Origin of the sequence: Pseudomonas sp. 2FE (assembly GCF_005503735.1) — a bacterium.
Lineage (GTDB): Bacteria > Pseudomonadota > Gammaproteobacteria > Pseudomonadales > Pseudomonadaceae > Aquipseudomonas.
Genome location: NZ_SCMO01000011.1, coordinates 122,536 through 141,653 on the forward strand (window position 1 = coordinate 122,536; position 19,118 = coordinate 141,653).

At 63.1% G+C, this 19,118-nt stretch carries 16 protein-coding genes; 7 read left to right on the plus strand and 9 right to left on the minus strand.

Translation table 11 applies throughout. The features are described from left to right. Positions 1–6 precede the first annotated feature (6 nt). The 3 genes from FFS12_RS16035 to FFS12_RS16045 all read left to right on the plus strand — a co-directional run bounded on the left by FFS12_RS16035 (position 7) and on the right by FFS12_RS16045 (position 2,087). Positions 7–771 carry an AraC family transcriptional regulator gene (locus FFS12_RS16035; RefSeq protein ID WP_137888202.1) on the plus strand — a complete coding sequence of 255 codons (765 nt, stop codon included), beginning with the start codon at positions 7–9 and terminating at the stop codon, positions 769–771. Between the two features lie 73 nt (positions 772–844). Further along, positions 845–1,180 carry a tRNA-binding protein gene (locus tag FFS12_RS16040; protein WP_137888204.1) on the plus strand — a complete coding sequence of 112 codons (336 nt, stop codon included), beginning with the start codon at positions 845–847 and terminating at the stop codon, positions 1,178–1,180. 13 nt (positions 1,181–1,193) lie between these two features. Then, positions 1,194–2,087 carry a DMT family transporter gene (locus FFS12_RS16045; protein WP_137888206.1) on the plus strand — a complete coding sequence of 298 codons (894 nt, stop codon included), beginning with the start codon at positions 1,194–1,196 and terminating at the stop codon, positions 2,085–2,087. Positions 2,088–2,157: 70 nt separating this feature from the next. Here FFS12_RS16045 and FFS12_RS16050 read toward each other — a convergent pair whose 3' ends face one another. The 7 genes from FFS12_RS16050 to recQ form a co-directional block, all read right to left on the minus strand. Further along, positions 2,158–2,457 (minus strand): SelT/SelW/SelH family protein, encoded by a 300-nt coding sequence (locus tag FFS12_RS16050; RefSeq protein WP_137888208.1) that lies wholly within the window; start codon positions 2,455–2,457, stop codon positions 2,158–2,160. 105 nt (positions 2,458–2,562) lie between these two features. Then, the gene (locus FFS12_RS16055; protein ID WP_171011901.1) at positions 2,563–4,656 is read right to left on the minus strand and encodes a FimV family protein; all 2,094 of its coding nucleotides are present in this window, start codon (positions 4,654–4,656) and stop codon (positions 2,563–2,565) included. Positions 4,657–4,924: 268 nt separating this feature from the next. After that, a complete protein-coding gene (locus FFS12_RS16060) occupies positions 4,925–6,325 on the minus strand; it encodes a DHA2 family efflux MFS transporter permease subunit (RefSeq protein ID WP_137888210.1) in 1,401 nt (466 codons plus the stop codon). Further along, entirely contained in the window at positions 6,326–6,760 is a 435-nt protein-coding gene (locus FFS12_RS16065; protein WP_137888212.1) for a MarR family transcriptional regulator, read from the minus strand. Between the two features lie 85 nt (positions 6,761–6,845). Then, positions 6,846–7,862 (minus strand): DUF2804 domain-containing protein, encoded by a 1,017-nt coding sequence (locus tag FFS12_RS16070; RefSeq protein ID WP_137888214.1) that lies wholly within the window; start codon positions 7,860–7,862, stop codon positions 6,846–6,848. Positions 7,863–7,996: 134 nt separating this feature from the next. Beyond that, positions 7,997–9,157 (minus strand): diguanylate cyclase, encoded by a 1,161-nt coding sequence (locus tag FFS12_RS16075; protein WP_137888216.1) that lies wholly within the window; start codon positions 9,155–9,157, stop codon positions 7,997–7,999. A 128-nt stretch (positions 9,158–9,285) separates the two neighbouring features. Next, entirely contained in the window at positions 9,286–11,412 is a 2,127-nt protein-coding gene (recQ, locus tag FFS12_RS16080) for a DNA helicase RecQ (protein ID WP_137820533.1), read from the minus strand. 311 nt (positions 11,413–11,723) lie between these two features. Here recQ and FFS12_RS16085 point away from each other — a divergent pair, with 311 nt between their 5' ends. From FFS12_RS16085 to lapD, 4 genes are all read left to right on the plus strand, one after another. Beyond that, positions 11,724–12,311, plus strand: a complete 588-nt coding sequence (locus FFS12_RS16085; protein WP_137820532.1) for a YecA family protein — start codon at positions 11,724–11,726, stop codon at positions 12,309–12,311. A gap of 10 nt (positions 12,312–12,321) precedes the next feature. Further along, the gene (locus FFS12_RS16090; RefSeq protein WP_137820531.1) at positions 12,322–12,720 is read left to right on the plus strand and encodes a YbaN family protein; all 399 of its coding nucleotides are present in this window, start codon (positions 12,322–12,324) and stop codon (positions 12,718–12,720) included. Positions 12,721–12,827: 107 nt separating this feature from the next. Further along, positions 12,828–13,529 (plus strand): cysteine protease LapG, encoded by a 702-nt coding sequence (lapG, locus tag FFS12_RS16095; protein ID WP_137820530.1) that lies wholly within the window; start codon positions 12,828–12,830, stop codon positions 13,527–13,529. 9 nt (positions 13,530–13,538) lie between these two features. After that, the gene (lapD, locus tag FFS12_RS16100) at positions 13,539–15,485 is read left to right on the plus strand and encodes a cyclic di-GMP receptor LapD (protein WP_137888218.1); all 1,947 of its coding nucleotides are present in this window, start codon (positions 13,539–13,541) and stop codon (positions 15,483–15,485) included. A gap of 34 nt (positions 15,486–15,519) precedes the next feature. Here the strand turns inward: lapD and FFS12_RS16105 are convergent, their stop codons facing one another. Beyond that, positions 15,520–15,678 (minus strand): hypothetical protein, encoded by a 159-nt coding sequence (locus FFS12_RS16105; RefSeq protein WP_256657401.1) that lies wholly within the window; start codon positions 15,676–15,678, stop codon positions 15,520–15,522. 53 nt (positions 15,679–15,731) lie between these two features. Then, positions 15,732–19,118, minus strand: a 3,387-nt coding sequence (locus tag FFS12_RS16110; RefSeq protein ID WP_218568987.1) for an S-layer family protein, incomplete at its 5' end; no start/stop codon positions are given.

Below are 19,118 nucleotides of genomic sequence, written 5' to 3' on the forward strand. Positions count from 1 at the left end.
GCCGCGATGAGCTCGATTCTCTCCCTGCGCCATTACAGCCATGACTTGATCGCCCACAGCCACGACCACGCCCAGCTGGTGTTCGGCCTGAGCGGCCACTTGGACTTCGAAGTCGCCGGACGTGGCAGCCAGGTCATCCGCCAAAGCCTGGTGGTGGTGCCTGGCGCGACCCACCATGCCTGCGGCAGCCCCACTGGCAGCCAGTGCCTGGTGCTCGATGTGCCGCCCACCGAGTGGTTGCAGCACAGCCTCGGCCCGCACGCGGACAGCAGTCGCCGTCTGCTGGAAAAGCCCGCCGCCCTGACCCTGAGCCCGGCGCAAAACCAGTTGGTCCACTGGCTGGCCGCCAGCCCGATCAATGATCCGGTGATCGCCCAGCAAGGCGCCGCCCTGCTCTTGGCCAGCCTGGCGACCGAACGCCACGGCGCCGACGCAAGCCAGCGCCTGCCGCTTGCCGCGCTGGATAGCTATATCGACCAACATGCCGCGCACCCGCTGCAGGTAGCCGACCTGGCGCGCCTGACCGGCCTGCCTAGCGCGCGTTTCCACGCCCGCTTTTTGAGTGAGACCGGGCAAACGCCGATGGACTACGTGCGCAGCCGCCGCCTGCAACAGGGCCTGAAACTGCTGCGCGGGACGCAACTGGCGGTCGGTGAGATTGCCGCCCGGGTCGGCTACAGCTCGCAAAGCGCCTTCACCGCCGCCCTGGCCCGCCAGTTCGGCGCCACGCCCCGCAGCCTGCGCCGCGAGTCGCGCGACAATTCCCGCTAGCCGCGCGACAGACAGCCCCGCGCGCAGACTCTAGACTGCCGTCATTACTCAGGAAGACGGGGCAGGGAGCACTATGCAGACTATCGAGTGGCAGGATTTCGAGCGGGTGGAACTGCGCGTCGGCACCATCCGCAGCGCAAAACCCAACGAGAAGGCGCGCAAGCCCGCCTATGTGCTGGAAGTCGACCTCGGCCCACTCGGGGTGAAAACCTCCAGCGCGCAACTCACCGCCCTGTATGCGGCCGATAGCCTGATCGGCCGCCAAGTACTCTGCGTGTGCAATTTCGCGCCTAAGTCGATTGCCGGCGTGCGCTCGGAGATCCTCGTCACCGGTGCGTATGACGCGGAGAGTCGTGTGGTCTTGGCCAGCTTCGAACATCCCCTGCCGAATGGCAGCCGCCTGGCCTGAACGAAGGATCAACATGAATCAGCGCTCAGCCCTCACCGCCCTGCATTGCGGCGCCCTGCTGTTTGGCTTGACCGGCGTATTCGGCAAACTGGCCGCCACTAGCCCGGCAGTCATAGTGTTCGGCCGGGCGGCGTTTGCCGTCCTGGCCCTGAGCCTATTCGCCCGCCTGATCACCCGCACGCCCTGGCAACGCCTGCAGGCCGCCGACTGGGCACGTCTGACGCTGGGCGGTTTGCTCCTGGCCGGGCATTGGGTGAGCTTCTTCATCGCGGTGAAAGTCGCCGGGGTGGCCATCGCCACGCTGGGCTTCACCAGCTTTCCGGCGTTCACGGTGATACTCGAAGGCCTGATCTTCCGCGAGCGCATTCGCGGCAATGAGATCGCCCTGGTTGCCGTGGTGAGCCTCGGCCTGGTGCTGGTCACACCCGACTTCAACCTGGCCAGCGGCGCCACCAGTGGGCTGCTCTGGGCGGTGTTTTCCGGCTTGCTGTTCGCGCTGCTGTCACTGATCAACCGCGCCGGCTCCGCTAAGGTGCCGCCGGTGCAAGCCGCGCTCTGCCAGAATCTGGTCGTCGCACTCTGCCTGCTGTCCTTCGCCGCGCCGACCCTAGCCAGCGTATCGGCGCTCGATTGGCTGTGGCTGGCGTTGCTTGGTGTGCTCTGCACCGGGGTGGCCCATAGCCTGTTCGTCGCCAGCCTGAGCGTACTCAAGGCGCGCACCGCCGCCCTAGTCTTTGCCCTAGAGCCGGTCTACGGGATTAGCTTCGCCTGGCTGATCTTCGCGGAAACGCCCAGCCTGCGGATGATTGCCGGGGGCGTGCTGATCATTCTCGCCATCGCGATTGCCGCCCGCCACGGCGCCGCGTCCGAACGCCAGCGGCGGCTGGCGGAAACGACGGTGGAATGAGTGAGCGAGACGGCCTCAGCCGGCGATCGCGGCCGGGCTACAGCCGGGGGGGATGCTGGCGAACGCGCGCTCAGTCCCCTGGCGGCGCAACCCGGTCGCTGTGACCCAGATCGCGCGCAGGGTCGATCTGGTCGCGGACCCGCTGTTTGAGCACCTTGGCCTCGGGGAAGCCGCCATCGGCCTTGCGCTCCCAAATCTGCACGCCGTCGCAGGTGATGCGAAACACCCCGCCGGTGGCCGGCTCCAGGCTGACTTTGCCCAGGTCATCGGCAAAGGTCGAGAGTAACTCTTGGGCCAACCAGGCGGCGCGCAACAGCCACTGGCATTGCGTGCAATAGGTGATGACCACTTCGGCTTTTGGACTGGACATAAAACAACTCTGAAGGCACTAGGCCGCCATGATAACGCCGAGCAGGCAAAGAAGGTCTGCTCCTACGAAGAGCAACTAGCGGGTACATAGCCCTCTCATACAAAGCTAGGCGATCTTGGCCAACAGCTCGCAAGCCTCCCGTTTTTGTTCGTCATCGCCATCGTTGATGAGTTCATTGAGAATATTGCAGGCACTTTCCAGATTACCCTGCTCGATATAGGCCAGCGCCAGATTGAACTTGGCCAGGTTATCGCGACTCCCGTCCAGATGATCGAGGTCGCTCAACAAAGCGCTGCCTTCGGCCCGCGGTTGACTGAGGAAAACCTCGTGCAGCTCTTCCTGGAACCAGTCCGCAGCCGATGCTTCTTCAACCAGCATTGACTTGGCAAAAGGACCCAGCGCATCGCGCTCGCCTGTCAGCCCAAAAACCTCCGACTGTTCTTTGCGATGCGAATCGATCTGCGCCTGAGCCGGCGCCGCCGCTGTTTTGTTGCGCGCGGGCGGTGAGAACGGGCTGACCAGATCCCAGTCCGGATCCAACGGCAAGTCATCCAAATTGAGCTGAAAGTCATCATCCGTCAGATCATCCGCCGGCGGTTGCGGCGGCGCTTCGTTCAGGTCCAGCACGGCTGGATCCAGTGGATCAGCCGCGGCCCCGCCAAGCAAACCAGGGTGGCGGGTCTTGAGCTGCTCGATAGGCTCGGCAGTAAAACCGGAGTCACGCAAAATAGCCTCCTCCTGGAGGAATGCCTGAGCATCCCCCAGTTGCGCCAGCACCTCCAGCAGACGAAAGCGTATATCGCTGCGGTGCGGCTGAGCGGCCAAAGCGTTGCGCAAGGTCGCTGCGGCTTTGCTAAAGCGCCCATAAGCAATGTAGATATTCGCGCCTTCCAAGGTATCGGTTAGCGTTGCTGGGCGAATAGACGCGGCCGTCGGTACCTCATCGACACGGACGAAGGTATTGGCATTGGGCGGTGCAAGCAGTTCCGAAGAAACCGCAGCGGACACAGAGGCTGCCTGGCTTTCCAGACCGGGCGGAGCGGCCTGACGTTTGCTCCGCCAGAACAGGCCCAGAAGGCCGACCAGCGACAACGCCAGCATGGCCAAGCCTGCGCCGATCCAGTTGCGGAGGTGAACGGCTATCGGCTCGTTCAGCTCTGCCGCGGCAGGCTCTGCGACTTTAGCCGGCGCGGTGGGCGCTTGCAGTGGCTCAGCAGGCGTCTGGCGTGCAGCCAACTCGGCCTGCAACGCTGCCAACTGTTGATCCTTGCCGCTCATCTGCGCTTGCAACTGCTGCAACTGCGCCTGCAGGTTGGCCATATTCTGTTGCAACTGGAGGTTTTCCGCGACGTGGATGGCCAGTTCCTGATCCAGCCGCCGTTGCACTTGCGCGATCAATTCGGCCTGCGGGTCGAGCGGCTGCTCGGGGGGCGTAAGCGGCGGCTCGCTGGCAACCGCGTCAGGCGCTTCGCTTACTGGCGTATTGGCCGTCGCAGCCGCATCCGGCAGTAACAGATCGGCCCCGGCTCGCAGGCGATTGATATCGCCATTGGCAAATGCCTGGGGGTTGAGCGCCTGGATATCGCGCATCAAAGCTTGTTGCGAAGCCTGACTACCCGCGGCGCGCAAACGCGTGGCTATCGTCCAGAGGCTATCGCCACTGCTGACCCGATAGCGCTTACCCTGCTCGGCGGACGGCATGACGCTTGGCACAGCAGGCACAGCGGGCGATACATCAATCAGCGGCCGGTCGGGTCGCGCCTGGGCAGCGGGCGCCTGGGCAACGGCACGAGATGCAGAGGAACTGGGCGGATCGAGCAGCAAGGTGTATTCCCGAAGCAACTGACCAGTAGGCCGCGCCACTTCGACAATAAAATTCAGGTAAGGCTCACGCACCGGTTGCTTCGACACTACGCGAATCACACTCTTGCCACCGCGCAGTAAAGGGGTAAAGCGCAGGTCATTCAGAAAGACCAAACGACCGACGCCAGCACGGCTGAACACCTCGGCAGGCGCGAGCCGCACCCGCAGATCATCGGCGCCCAGGTCGGCAACTTCCAGTAATTCGATTTCAGCCTCTAACGGCTGGTTCAAAGCCGAATGCAAGGTGATTTCGCCCAGCCCCAAGGCGGGCACCAACCCCGAATAGAACGCCGAGCTTGATGCAAGGCCAATCAACAATTGCCGAACCCGAGTCATACGACCTCTTCCGGTAACTCCGCTCCGCATCATTGCACCACCGCACGCCTTGGCGTACGCATCCAGTTGGTGGTGCAAACAAACGGCGCAGCAAATTCTTGCGTCGGGAGAAACGTCCGTGTCGAACCCTACTAGTAAGTGAGTCTGGCGACGATTTAAAGGCTTTCGCGTTTTAGTGGGCGCACAGCAATCAGGCCGGCGACCATGATACGCAAAAGCCTAGAAAAACAGTCGATAAACGACAAAGAATGACTGCGCCGCATAACTGTCAGTGCGTTGTCGGCCGTACACCCCGTGCCGCCAGCACCGTCAGCGCAAAGACCGCCGCCATCAGCCAAAAGCTTTGCTGGAATGCCAACGCCTCGGCCAGCCCACTACCGCCCTCGGCGCTGTGGCGCCACTCGAGGAAGAAGGTCAGCAGATTGACCCCGAACGCCCCGCCCAGTTGGCGCACGAAGGTAATGGCGCCGGCGCCTTGGGCCAGTTCCTCCGGGCTCAGAATATCCAGGGAGCCGGTGCTCAGAGCCGGCAACAGCAGCCCGAGCCCGAACCGACCGACACACGCCCAGAAACACAGCACGGCAAACGAGGCACCCTGCTCGAGCCAGCCCAGACCTGCCGCCGACAGGGCGAAGACCAGCAAGCCGCTGATCAGCAGCACGGCCGCCGACAGCCGATCACTCAGCCAGCCGCCGACAAAGGAGGCCATGCCCATCAGCACCCCGGTCGGCAGCAACAACAGCCCGGCGCGGCCGGCGCTGTAACCTTCGATCGTTTGCAGGTACAGCGGGATCAGATAGGTCGAGCCATACAGGCCCATGCCCAGGGTCAATGCCACCCAACTGGCACGGCGAAAACCGGCATGCCGCCACAGGCTCAGCGGCAGCAGCGGTTTGCCACTGCGCCGGCTGCGCGAAACAAAACCCGTGAATGCCAGCACGCCGACCAGGGCCGGCGCCCACACACGCGGCTCCAGCCAGGCGAAACGCTGCGCCTCGGCCAAGGCGCCGAGCGAGGCAAACACTGCCACGCATAACCACGCAAAGGCCCAGATATCCAGGAATGGAGTCGTTTTCGCACGTTGGCTGGGTAGCAACCACTGCCCGCCCAGCAGCGCCAGGACGCACAGCGGCAGCGGCAGCCAGAACACCGCCACCCAGCCGAAATGATCGACCAGATAGCCGCCGATGGTCGGCCCCAGCGTTGGCGCGACCATGACCCCCAGGCCATAGAGCCCCAATGCCTTGCCACGGCCACCGTCGGCGAACACGCGAAAGATCAGCACCATGGCCAAGGGCTGGATGATCCCGGCGCACAAACCCTGAACGATGCGCAGCGCGATCAACTGCCAGGCCGCTTGCGCCGCCAACGCCAACAGTGAGCTGAGGATAAATAGCACCAGGCCGAGCTGCGCGGTGCGCCGGGCACCGAAACGCGCCTGTGCCCAGGCCGCCAGCAACAGACCGGCGGTCATCGCCGCGAGAAAACCGGTGGACAACCACTGCACCAGCGGCCGGCCAATGGCGAAATCCTCCATGATCGCCGGCAAGGCCACGTTGATGCTGGTCGACGCCAGCACCATGGCCATGCTGCCGATCATCAGCACACCCAGCAGCCAGTGCGGGTAGCGCCCACCGAAACGCGCCTGCAGGCTCTCGAGATCCTGCATTCAGCGCTTTTCCAGGTTGGCCAGAATCCGTGCGTGCACCTGCTGACAGCGGCGCAGCTCTTCCTCATCGATGCCGGCGAAGAGCTCCAGACGCAGTTGGGTGGAAATTGCCTCGATCTGCTCGATCAAGGGGCGCGCCGACGGACTCAAGGCGATTTTCTTCGCCCGGCGATCTTCTACTACCGCCTGCCGGCTGACCAAGCCCTGGGCTTCCAAGCTGTCGAGCAAGCGCGCCAGGGTCGGCCCCTCGACGCCGACGCTCTGCGCCAGTTCACGCTGGGTCGGCAATTCGCTGAAGCGCGCCAGGTGCAACAGGACGAGCCAGCGCGCCTGGGATAAGCCAAGCCCGGCCAGGCGCCGATCCAACTCCGCGCGCCAAGAACGCGACAACTGGGCGAGCTGCATAGCAAAACGATGTTGATCAGTGTGCGACATAACGAAAGGCTCTTGATTACTGCCAAAGCTAATTATTAGTTAGCTAATCATAACCTCAGCCACAGAGGCAAGACCTCGACGCCCCTCACCACTTCACATATTGCTCTTCGACAAAGCCCCAGAGATTGTCGATGCCGATTGCCGCCCGCCCGTGGGGCCGCAGCACGCCACGGAACTGGCCGAAGATCTGCTTGAAGTTGCTGGCCAGCACGCCCAGATTCATGCGCTCCTGGTGCAAGCCACGCGCCTCGAACTGCAATGCCACCTGGCCATCGTAAGAGTCGATCTGCCAAGGCTGCAGCGGCTGCTCGCGGTCATAGCTGAAGCGCACCGTATCGACCTTGAGCAGTTCGCCATCCAGCCAAAAACAGTTCTCGGTAAAGCTGGTCTCATTCACCCCGCAGGACAGGTTCAGCCCTAGCCGTTGCGCGCCTGCCTGGCCAGACAAACAGGCCCAGTTCCAACTGGTCTCAGGGCGCATATAGCCGGCCGACCAGTCGTGATGGGCGAAGGCCTCGAGCGCGCTCAGGTCGAAGTCACCCAAAACGCTTTTGACCTGCCCGCTGCAGCGCACGCCGGCGACCTTTTGCGCATACACCCAGCCGTTCACCGCGGTCGGCGTATTGATGCACATCGGCTGAAACGCCGGCGTAGCCTCGCTGAAGCAGGCGGCGATCCGCGTGCCGTCGTCCAGCTCCACCAGCAGATGCTTCTCTTGCGAGGCGCCATGATTTTCCAGGCGCAGCAGATTGCGCCCACTGCGCAGCTCACACACGCCGTCATTCGGCTGCTGTGAAAAGCGTGTGCCCAACCCCAGCGGTAACTTGAACTGGCGTTCGATCATCCGCCCGCTGGCGGGATGGAACAGGTAGACGAAGCCGATCCCCGCCAGGCTGAGGTTGGCCAGTGCGCAGCCGCCGATCAGTTGCTCGCTGATCAGGCCGAAATACTGAAATTGATGAAAGCGCCGCCACTTGGCCAGCGACCCCAGTCGACGGCCCATGGGGGAGCGGAAGTCGAAGTCGCGGTAATTGATCACGCTGGGCGCGGCAGGAAAGATGCCGTAATGCGGCTGGCCGTTGGCCTGGATCAGTGGGTCCATCAAGGTGCGTGCTCGCTGCAAGGGGACGTCGCGATGCTAGCACCGGCGTGCCAGGCCGGCAGTCACCGCCGACGCCAACTCCCAGGACAAAATCGGCCAGCCGCGACGCTCGGGTCACGGCACTGTAGCGACGTCTAGGCCACCACCTGATTACGGCCAAAGGCCTTGGCCTCATACAGCGCACGATCCGCGTGCTCATACAACTGGGCTAACTCGCCACCCTCAGCCGGGCGCAGGCAGGCCACGCCGATCGACATGGTGACCATGTTGGCGGTATCCGAGCGCTCGTGGCGAATGTCCAGATGCTCCAACGCCGCCCGCAGCGTCTCGGCACGCTGGCGCGCCTGCTCTTCGCTGATGTTATAGAGCAGCACCGCGAACTCTTCACCGCCGAGGCGTACCGACATATCCAGCGGTCGCCGCGCGGCCTCGCTGAGCACCGTGCCAACCCGTTGCAGCACGTTGTCCCCGGCTGGGTGGCCATAGCGGTCGTTGTAGGCTTTGAAGTGGTCGATATCGCAGAGCAGCAGAGCCAAGGACTGGTTATCCCGCTGGGCCTGGCGCCACAGGCGCTCCAGTTGGCGGTTGAAGCTGCGCCGATTGTGCAGCCCGGTAAGGCTATCGTGCTCGGCCAGCACGCGCATCAGCCGGCTGACCAGGAAATGCTCCCGCGACTTGAACTCCAAGAGGTAACAACCCACCGCGCCGATCAGATTGGCACACAACAGAAACAGCACATTGTTGACCAGCCGTGGGATCGGCAAACCGGCCAGCAGCTCAAAGCCGACATAGGCCAACAGCACCACCAGGTAGCTGGCAATTGCCTCGGAAAGCCGCAGACCGACCAGAAAGTAAGCCGCCAGGCAGATCAGCAGCAGCCCTTCATAGGGATAGTTCAGATCGACCGTGTGGGCGATCGCCACGACGGCCGCCGCACCTAGCCCGAACACCCCGTTGCAGATCAGACTCAAGGGCACCATCAGGTGGGTATGACGGCCTTGCAGCAACAGCCCGCCACAGACCAGCAGCAGCAAGAACACACCCAAACGCACGGCGAGCATCCACCAAAGTTGCGGGGGCTGAATCAGATATGAATCGAGGCCGGCAAAGGTCAGCCAGAGGAGCATGACGATGCTTAACGTAATGCACTTGAGGACCAAGCCATCCTCGCGCATATAGGCGCGGTACTCACGCTCCAGCGGACGTACGAAGCGCAGCAGGCGGAAGCCAAGCGCCAGCTGATCGGCATAGGGATTGGGGCGGACATCGTCTAGCCAAGCATGATGGAACGACACCTTTACCTCTTCTCATGGGGGAGGCTTTCGAGACACCTTAACCGCTGGTGATGCACGTCACAAGTTTGTCGTTTTGATGCGTCAACGCTTTGGCGAAACAGGTCTTCGCAACAACCGGCCGGGCCGTCTCAGACCTCAAACTCCGCCTGCAACGCCGCGCGCACACAATAGAGCACCCCATCCGCCACCCGTCCGGCAAACTGCTCGGCTAACACCGCCACCGCTGGCAGCTCGCCTTCGCCATCGAGGAAGGCATCCTGAATCTCGCCCAGTAGCTCTTGTGGCAGATCCAGCGCCTGCTCCAGCGACAACTGTTGCCGGCCAATGGCTTCGGCCAGCAGGCTGTAGACGTTCTTTTCGCTGCACTTGAGCTGCCCGGCGATCTGCTGCGGGGTCATCCCCGCGCGTGCCAGGCTGATCAGCTCGTGGCGTAGGTCGACCACCACCTGCGGCGTCTCGGCCGCGCCGTTGAGCACGTCGAGGAAGGCCTCGCCATAGCGCTCCAGCTTGCGCGCCCCGACTCCGCTGACTTGCGCCATTGCCGACAGCGAACCCGGTTTGCTGCGCAACATCTCCAGCAAGGTCGCATCGGGGAAGATCACATAGGGCGGCACCGCATGCTCCTCGGCCAGTTTGCGCCGCAGCGCACGCAGGGCTTCCCACTGCTCGCGTTCCTCGCCACGCACCAGTTGGCTGGCGGCGCTGGCCGAGGGCTTGGCGGTCTGCTGCGGTTTCAGGTCGCGGCGCAACTGCAAGGCGACCTCGCCGCGCAACAACGGCCGGCAACTGTCGCTCAGGCGTAAACCGCCGTAGCCCTCGAGATCGACATCGGCCAAGCCTCGCGCCACCAACTGGCGGAACAGCGAGCGCCACTCGCCTTCGCTGAGCGCCTTGCCGACGCCAAACACCGACAGGTGCTGATGGCCGAGGCTGCGCACCTTGTCGTTATCGCGGCCCAGCAGCAGATCGACCAGATGACCGACGCCATAGCGCTGACCGCTGCGGAAGATGGCCGAGAGCGCCTGACGCGCCGGTTCGGTGGCGTCCCAGGTTTGCACAGCGTCGACGCAGTTATCGCAATGGCCGCAGGGTTGTGGCAGTTCTTCATCGAAGTAGGCCAGCAGGGCCTGGCGGCGGCAACGAATCTGCTCGCAGAGGGCGAGCATGGCGTCGAGCTTGTGCTGCTCGAGGCGCTTATGGCGCTCATCGCCTTCGGAGTTTTGCAACATTTGCTTGAGCAGCAGCACGTCCTGCAGGCCGTAGGCCATCCAGGCATCGGCCGGCAAGCCATCGCGCCCGGCCCGCCCGGTTTCCTGGTAATAGGCCTCGAGGGATTTCGGCAGATCCAGGTGCGCCACGAAGCGCACGTTGGGTTTGTCGATACCCATGCCGAAGGCGATGGTCGCCACCATGATCAGGCCTTCCTCATTGAGGAAGCGCTTCTGGTGATAGGCGCGCAACTCATGGGGCAGGCCCGCGTGGTACGGCAGCGCCGGGTAACCCTGGGTGGAAAGAAAGGCCGCGACCTCTTCGACTTTCTTGCGCGACAGGCAGTAGACGATCCCGGCATCGCCCTTGCGTTCGCCGAGGAAGGCCAGCAACTGCTTGCGCGGCTGCTCTTTCGGTACTATGCGGTAGAAGATGTTGGGGCGGTCGAAGCTCGAGAGAAAACGCTCGGCATTCTGCAAATGCAGGCGGGTAACGATCTCCTCGCGGGTACGCATGTCCGCGGTGGCCGTCAGGGCGATCCGCGGCACCTGTGGGAACAGCTCGGCCAACTGGCCCAACTGCAGGTATTCCGGGCGGAAATCATGGCCCCACTGCGACACGCAATGCGCCTCGTCGATGGCGAACAGCGCGATATCGAGGTTTTGCAGGAACGCCAACATGCGCGGCTGCACCAGGCGCTCGGGCGCCAGGTACAGCAGCTTGATCTCGCCACGCTTGATCCGCTCGGCGATTTCGCGCTGCTCATCGGCACTCAGGGTGGAATTCAGCGCGACCGCCGCCACCCCCAACTCGTCGAGCGTGGCGACCTGATCTTCCATCAGCGCGATCAGCGGCGAAACCACCACCGCCAAGCCTTCACGCAGCAGCGCCGGAACCTGGAAGCACAGCGACTTACCGCCCCCCGTCGGCATCAACACCAGGGCATCGCCACCCCGGGCAACGCACTCGATGATCGCACCCTGACGCCCACGGAAACTGTCGTAGCCGAAGATGTCCTTAAGAATGCGCAGAGCCGGTTCGAGCATATAAACCCCAAGCTGTTGCAAAAGAAGAGTCCCCGAAAAAGCCCATCCCTGAGCGTTTCCTCGGAATACCCGCGCTGGCTGAAGAGCCGGCGGGTGGCGCACGGGCGCCGTCACAAAGCCGCGCAGTATACGCCAGCGACCGCCGCCAGAGATCGACGCCCATCGCGCCACCCCCCTGGAATATCCGCCATTCCAGCCATAACGCCGGATGGCATGAGGTTAAATCGAAAAAAATCTCAGATCAGCGCCGCTTTGCTGGGCTATCCGGGCTAAAATCCAGCCTTGTTAAGTCCTTCTAAGGTAGTCCCACGATGTCCTTCGCCGAGCAACTGTCCCGCCTGCAAGCCTTCCTCGACGCTGACGAGCTGCACGACGAGGCCTTGGACTACGTGGCCGCCCACGGCTACCTGACCGCCCTGTCGATTTGCCCCGACCAAGCGCCAGAGCGCGAGTGGATCGACGCGCTGTTCGCCGAACCGCCGCACTACCGCAGCGACGCCGAACGGGAAGAGATCGAAGCCACGCTGATCCAGCTCAAAGCCCATATCACCCGCCTGCTGGCCGCCGATGACGACCTGGAGCTGCCCTGCGAGCTCGACCTCGGTGAAGTGCCGGACGACTCCGACATTCGCGGCTGGTGCATTGGCTTTATGGAAGGCGTGTTCCTGCGCGAAGCCGCCTGGTTCGAAGACGCCGAAGACGAAGTCAGCGAGCTGCTGCTGCCGATCATGGTCGGTTCCGGCTTGTTCGATGAACAGCCCGAGTTCGTCGATATCGCCCGTGATCGCCACCTGATGGACGACATGGTCGAGCAAATCCCGGAGCTGCTCACCGCGCTGTTCCTGCTCTGCAACGCCCCCGACGAGAAGCCCGCGCTGCTCAAGCCGCGTCACCACTAAGGTTGCGCGGATGAGCCACGAAATCCGCGAAAGTCGTCATCCTGGCGTGCGCTATGGCCTGCTGACCCTCGGTTGGTTGAGCGTAGTGCTCGGCGTGATCGGCATCTTCGTTCCGATGCTGCCGACCACGCCCTTCCTGCTGCTGGCAGCCGCCTGCTTTGCCCGCAGTTCACGGCGCTTCTATCTCTGGCTGGTCGGCCATCCCAAGCTCGGCCCGTGGATTCGCGACTACCTCGACGGCCACGGCATCCCGCTCAAGGGCAAGGTCTACGCCATCGGCTTGATGTGGATCAGCATCGCCCTCTCTTGCTACCTGGTGCCGCTACCCTGGGCCCGCGCGTTTATGCTCAGCAGTGCGGTCTTGGTCAGCCTCTACATCCTCAAGCAGAAAACCCTGCCCGCTCGCTGATGCAGTGCCCGCCAACCGACACTTAATAGCGTCAGCTAATAACCTCTACCCGGCAAAACCCCCAGGTACTGCCTAGACTATTGCCATCTTCGGCGGAGACGCGGCACATGCAGCCTCGGCAGCGCACTCATGGACGACAACCGCGCCCGCTACTGGCTTGCTTGGGCTTTTGCCTGCTGTTTGGCCTCATCGTCGGCGTCGCTAACGTTTGGGCTAACTGGGACTTTGGCGTGATCCTCCAGAAAGCCGAAACCCGCTACGGCAGCCTCGGCGCCGCCAAGGGCCGGATCGAGGCCTGGAGTGCGCTGATCGAGAGCAGCGGCGAGCTGCCTGAGAGCAAAAAACTCGGCGCGGTTAATCGCTTCTTCAACCGCCAACTGCGCTTTGTCGACGACAGCCGCAACTGGCGGCAGAAGGATTATTGGGCCACGCCGATCGAGGCGCTGGTCAAAGGTGCGGGCGACTGCGAGGACTACTCCATCGCTAAGTACTTCACCCTGCGCCGCCTCGGCATCCCCAGCGAAAAGCTGCGCATCACCTACGTCAAAGCCCTGAACTACAACCAGGCCCATATGGTGCTGACCTACTACGCCAGCCCCACGGCGCAGCCGTTGGTACTGGATAACCTGATCGGCGCCATCCGCCCCGCCGCGCAACGCAAAGACTTGCTCCCGGTGTATGCCTTCAACGCCGAAGGCCTCTATCTGCCTGGCTCCGCCGGCAAACGCGGTGACTCCAAGAAGCTGTCGCGCTGGCAGGATCTGTTGAAAAAAATGCACGCCGAAGGCTTCGCCGTTGGTGAGGGTTAGGAGAACACTATGTCGCTACTCAAGCAGCTATTTCTCGCCATCTGCCTGTTTCTGGTGGTGGCCTTCACCGGCAGTTTTATCGCTGGGGTAGAAAGTTCGCGCGCACAGTTGCTCAGCCAACTGCGCTCCCACGCGCAAGACGCCGCCACCGCGCTGGGGCTGTCGATGACGCCACATGTGGACGACCCGGCGATGATCGAGTTGATGGTCAGTTCGATTTTCGACAGCGGCTACTTCGCCAGCATCCGTGTCGTGCGCATTGCCGATGAGCGGGTGATAGTCGAGCGGAGCAACACCACGACCGCGGAGACAGTGCCGAGCTGGTTCGCCCACCTGGTCGACCTCCAGCCCCAGGGTGGCGATGCGCTAATCATGCGCGGCTGGGAACAGGCGGCGCGAGTCGAAGTGCTCAGCCATCCGCAATTCGCCCTGGCCAAGCTCTGGGACAGCGCCATCGGCAGCCTGCTCTGGCTGCTGCTGTGCGGGCTGCTCAGCGCCATCCTCGGCGGCTGGCTGTTGCGCACCCAGCTAAGGCCGTTGGACAATATGGTGCAGCAAGCTGAGGCCATCACCCGCCGCGAATTCTTCACCCTGCCGCACCTACCACGGACCCCCGAACTGAAACGGGTCGTGTTGGCCATGAACCAGATGGTCGAGAAACTGAAAAACCTGTTTGCCGAAGAAGCCGCCCGTAGCGAAAAACTGCGCGAAGAAGCCTATCAAGACAGCCTCACTGGCTTGGCCAACCGCCGGCTGTTCGAGGTTAACTTGGCCACCCGGCTCGCCGTTCACGAACAAAACGCCGAGGGCTACCTGATTCTGCTGCGGGTCAATGACCTCGGTGGCTTGAACCAGCGCCTGGGTGGGCAACGCACCGATGCCCTGATCGGTGCCATCGGCGAGCAGCTCAAGCGCCTACTCGACCAGCCAAGCCGCGCCAACTGGCTGGCCTCGCGCAGCCGCGGCGGCGAGTTCAGCCTGCTCGCACCGGGGCTGGTTAGCGAGGATGCCGACCGGCTGGCGCTGGAGCTAAGTGATGGTTTGGAAAGCCTGCGGCAGACCGCTGCCAGCGATTGCACACCCGTCGCCCACCTGGGTATCGCCGCCTTCCGCCCTGGCGAAGAGGTTAACCACGTCTTAAGTCGGGCCGATCAGGCTCTGGCCCAGGCACAAAGCAATCCGAGCAAAGCCTGGGAACGTCTGGATGATTTCAACGCCCTCCCCAGCCAGGGCCTGAACGACTGGCGCAACTGGATCGACGAAGCGCTGAACAACAGCAAGTTGCAGTTGTACTTCCAACCGGTGGTGGCGTGTGCGGACACCCGCAAGGTGCTGCATCGGAAGATCCTGGCGCGCCTGCTCGACCCGCAGGGCAAGGCCGTTGCGGCCGGCCGCTTCCTACCCTGGATCGAACGCCTGGGCTGGGCCGCGCGCTTCGACCTGGCGATGCTGGAGCACAGCTTGGCCCACCTCGCGCAACACCCGCACCCAGTCGCTCTCAGTCTGTCGGCCGCGACCCTGCGTGAGCCGGACAACCAAGCGCGGATGGTCACCATCCTCAAAGAACACCCCCAGCAAGCCAAGCTGATGACCCTGGAGATCGACGAGCGCAACCTGCCACCGCCAGCCGAGCTGGAGCGCCTGAGCCAAGCGGTGCATGACGCCGGCGTTAACCTTGGCCTGCAACACTTCGGTGGCCGCTTCAGCCTGATCGGCAACCTGACGCACCTTGGCCTCGCGTACCTGAAAATCGACGGCACCTACATTCGCGCCATCGATCAGGAAGGCGACAAGCGCCTGTTTATCGAAGCCATGTTCCGCGCAACCAACAGCATCGATTTGCCGCTGATGGCGGAGATGGTGGAGACCGCAGGCGAGCTCGCCGTACTCAACGAGCTTGGCGTTCACGGCGCCATGGGCCACCTGCTCGGCGCACCGACGCCCTGGCAGGAGTAAGCATTAGCTTGCGAGCCCGTCGCTGGGTCCTCCCTCATTCGACAGCAGGCGCGGCCGCGGTCAGCCAGACCTGCAGTTCCTCGTTCTCCACCGCCAGGGTTGCCGTCATGCCCTCGAAGGGGTGATGCGCCACCCGCAACAACCGCCCCTTCTCATCACGCGGCACATAGACCAGGCGGCCTCCTGCATTCATCCATAAAAAAACCCGCCACCCGTGAAGGTGGCGGGCTGGCTTTGTAGGGCAGATTAGACGGTATCTACCTTGAGGGCGTTGTCGTTGAGCATGCCATCGATCACTGTCGCCGCATCGGTGCTGCCGTAGTAAGCGCCGCTGGACAGATCCACGCCATCCAGCACGACCTGCTGTACCACAGCTCCGCCGGCCGTCGCCCGCACATCGATGGTGCTGCTGGTCGCGGCGAAGGTGAAGCTCAGGTAGTCATCCAGCACATTCCCGCTCGCAGTCTCGCCGACCAACAGCTGCGATAACTCCAACACATCGGAGTTGCCCCCTGTTACGCCGGGCCCGTCGATAAAGAAGTCGGTGATGTGATCGACCCCCGTATCGCCGGAATTCCACACCAGGGTGTCCTTGCCCGACCCACCAGACAGCAAGTCATTGCCCAGACCGCCATTCAAGGTGTCGTTACCATCGCCGCCCGAGAGCACGTCATTTTCCAGCAGACCACTCAGGCTGTCATTCCCGCCATAGCCGAACAGATGATCCACCCCACTGGTGCCGGTCATGACGTTGTCGCTGCTATTTCCCTCCACGCTGCTGGTCAGCGGATAGAGGGTCGAATTGATCGCACTGGTGATGGCATCACCATCGCCATCCGTCGCGGTAATGGCGTGCGTAAGGTCGATCGGTTGCCCCGGCACGAGCTGGGAATAACTGAAGAAGCCCAGCGAGAAGTCCTCGCCGCCTCCGCCCTCGACATGCACCGCGCTGAAGGAAGTGGCTGAGCTGACCTGGAAGGTCCAGCCATCCTTCATCCCGCCGATGGTGATCGAGTTGCCGCCATCGCTCAGGGTCACCAACCCGGTCACATCGACCGCGCCGTTGAACACCTTGATATCGCTGGTCGACAGGTCGACCTGGGGCTCACCGGCATCGCTGGTGCCAAAGACATAGTCGTTGTCGGCAATAATCGCCGTCACGATCAGGGTCGCGGTATTGCCACCGCCGCCCTTGACGAATATCCGCTGCCGATAGTTGTTCGCCTGATTGTGGTCGGTGTAAACGAAGCCCGTGCCATTGGCCCCACCCGTTGCCAAACCATTAACGAGGTCGAAGCGGATCTTCTCGCCGGTGTCGATCCACTGGTTCGAAACCCCTATGTCGTCGATGTCGCTGTTGACACTACCGCCAGCGGTTGTGGTGGAGATCAGCACATCCTGTGTCGTGCCGCCGATATTCAGCAAGCCCTTGAAGGCCACGTTACCCGCGCCGACTCCGCTCAGGTTGGTCGTTGTCACCTCTATAGCACCATTCGAGATCACCCCGTAGGTGGTCAAGGCGTAGGTGTCGCTCGCCGGATCGATATCGAGGAGCAAGCCGACATCGTTAGCCAGGGTCTTGGCCACCAACTGCGTCTGATCGGTGCCGTAGTACAGGTGCAACGCCTCGCCATTGAGAAACAACTGTTGACCGTATGCATCCTTGGCAAGATCTCCTTCTGTGAAATTGCTGAACACCACAGTGCCCACACCGTCCGCGCCGGCCACATCGGCAAAGTTCAGGCCGGCTGTCACGGTGTGCGACGAAGGCACTTGATCGACCAGCAACGCCCTGACCGGGGCAAAGGCTAGCGGTACATCGTCGACTATGTCGATGTAGATGGTGGCCGTGCCGGTGTTGCCGTTGGCATCTGTCACCTGGTAGGTGAAGCTGTCGCGGTTCTGTTCGGTGTTCGCGCCGTTGTTAGCGTCCGGGCTGGTGTCGTACGGCGAGGTCAACGTATAGACATAGCTGCCATCGGCGTTGATCTGGATAGTGCCGAAGGCGCCCACGGCACTGCCCAGCAGCGCATAGGTCTTGCTGCCGAACCCGCCTGTCACGTTGTCCGTCAGGGTGTTCGAGGCGTCCGTCTCGCCCGCATCCCCCGGCAAGCTGCCGGTGACCGAGCCGGCCGCGATGTCGGAGCCGCTAATCGAGGTGTCCAACGCCTTCTCGTAGACCAGCACCTGGTCGTCGTTGCTCGCTTGCAGGTTGCTGTCGTTCAGGTTGATCGTCAGCGTGGTGGTCGACAGGTCCCCATCGCCGTCCTTGATCGTGTAGACGAACACGTCGGAGACATTGGAGCTGATCGTGTCCGCATTCGACTGGTAGCTGTAGGACCCGTCCGCCGCCAGGGTCAGGGTGCCGTACAGCCCCACGATGGAGCCGCCGACACCGGTCGTCACCGCCGTCGTCGTGTCGCCAGCCGCCGCCCGCACTCCCACCACGCCACCGCCCGCGGCAAAACCGTCCGCGCCATCCTCATCGTTGCTCAGGACACCGCCGGCCGCATTCACCGTCAGCAGTGCGCCTTCGTTCACGCTGTTGCTGTCGAAGCTCGCCGTCGGCACGTCGTCGACGATATCGATGAAGATGGTGGCCGTGCCGGTGTTGCCGTTGGCATCTGTCACCTGGTAGGTGAAGCTGTCGCGGTTCTGTTCGGTGTTCGCGCCGTTGTTAGCGTCCGGGCTGGTGTCGTACGGCGAGGTCAACGTATAGACATAGCTGCCATCGGCGTTGATCTGGATAGTGCCGAAGGCGCCCACGGCACTGCCCAGCAGCGCATAGGTCTTGCTGCCGAACCCGCCTGTCACGTTGTCCGTCAGGGTGTTCGAGGCGTCCGTCTCGCCCGCATCCCCCGGCAAGCTGCCGGTGACCGAGCCGGCCGCGATGTCGGAGCCGCTAATCGAGGTGTCCAACCCATTCTCGAAGACCAGCACCTGGTCGTCGTTACCCGCTTGCAGGCCGCCGTCGGTCAGGGTGATGGTCAGCGTCGTGGTGCTCAGGTCACCGTCGCCATCCTGGATGGTGTAGGTGAAGACATCCGTCGCACCGGCCGGCGGCACCACGTTCGGGGCGCCGTCGTAGCTGTAGGTGCCGTTGGCATTCAGCGTCAACGTACCGAAGCTGCCCACCAGGGCTACTCCTAAGCCTCCGCTGGCCGGGGTCGCGGTATCGTTGCCGACCTTGACGCCGACCACGCCGCCACCGACCGTCGGGCCATCCGCACCGAACACATCATCGGTGCCATCGGTCAGAGCGTTGCCAGTGGTTACCCCGCCCTCCTCCACGCTGTTGGTGTCGGCAAAAGCCGTCGGCACATCGTCGATGATCTCGATGACGATGCTCGCCGGGGCCGACGAGGCGGTGCCGTCCGAGACGCTCAGGCTGAAGACCTCGGTTTCAAGCCCAGGGCCATCGCTGGTCGGGCTGGTCAGCTCATAGCTGTAGCTGGCCACCCCGGTCAGGCTGTCGTAGGCGGTGATGGTCAAGCTGCCGTTGCTGCCGGCGAACACGCTACCCGCCAGGCTGCCCAGCGCCACGGTGGTGCCGTTGAGGGTGACGCTTTGCAAGTCGTCGAGGCCGTCGGCGTCGCTCAAACGGAAAGTGCCAGTGGCGAACTCGCCGTTGCC

Excerpts from the sequence above, each read along its gene's own strand:
- FFS12_RS16090 (WP_137820531.1), top strand. The coding sequence starts at position 12,322 with ATGAGCCACGAAATCCGCGAAAGTCGTCATCCTGGCGTGCGCTATGGC.
- FFS12_RS16035 (WP_137888202.1), top strand. The coding sequence starts at position 7 with ATGAGCTCGATTCTCTCCCTGCGCCATTACAGCCATGACTTGATCGCC.
- recQ (WP_137820533.1), bottom strand. The coding sequence starts at position 11,412 with ATGCTCGAACCGGCTCTGCGCATTCTTAAGGACATCTTCGGCTACGAC.
- FFS12_RS16050 (WP_137888208.1), bottom strand. The coding sequence starts at position 2,457 with ATGTCCAGTCCAAAAGCCGAAGTGGTCATCACCTATTGCACGCAATGC.
- FFS12_RS16070 (WP_137888214.1), bottom strand. The coding sequence starts at position 7,862 with ATGGACCCACTGATCCAGGCCAACGGCCAGCCGCATTACGGCATCTTT.
- FFS12_RS16105 (WP_256657401.1), bottom strand. The coding sequence starts at position 15,678 with ATGAATGCAGGAGGCCGCCTGGTCTATGTGCCGCGTGATGAGAAGGGG.
- lapD (WP_137888218.1), top strand. The coding sequence starts at position 13,539 with ATGTCGCTACTCAAGCAGCTATTTCTCGCCATCTGCCTGTTTCTGGTG.
- FFS12_RS16055 (WP_171011901.1), bottom strand. The coding sequence starts at position 4,656 with ATGACTCGGGTTCGGCAATTGTTGATTGGCCTTGCATCAAGCTCGGCG.
- lapG (WP_137820530.1), top strand. The coding sequence starts at position 12,828 with ATGCAGCCTCGGCAGCGCACTCATGGACGACAACCGCGCCCGCTACTG.
- FFS12_RS16040 (WP_137888204.1), top strand. The coding sequence starts at position 845 with ATGCAGACTATCGAGTGGCAGGATTTCGAGCGGGTGGAACTGCGCGTC.
- FFS12_RS16060 (WP_137888210.1), bottom strand. The coding sequence starts at position 6,325 with ATGCAGGATCTCGAGAGCCTGCAGGCGCGTTTCGGTGGGCGCTACCCG.
- FFS12_RS16065 (WP_137888212.1), bottom strand. The coding sequence starts at position 6,760 with ATGTCGCACACTGATCAACATCGTTTTGCTATGCAGCTCGCCCAGTTG.
- FFS12_RS16085 (WP_137820532.1), top strand. The coding sequence starts at position 11,724 with ATGTCCTTCGCCGAGCAACTGTCCCGCCTGCAAGCCTTCCTCGACGCT.
- FFS12_RS16045 (WP_137888206.1), top strand. The coding sequence starts at position 1,194 with ATGAATCAGCGCTCAGCCCTCACCGCCCTGCATTGCGGCGCCCTGCTG.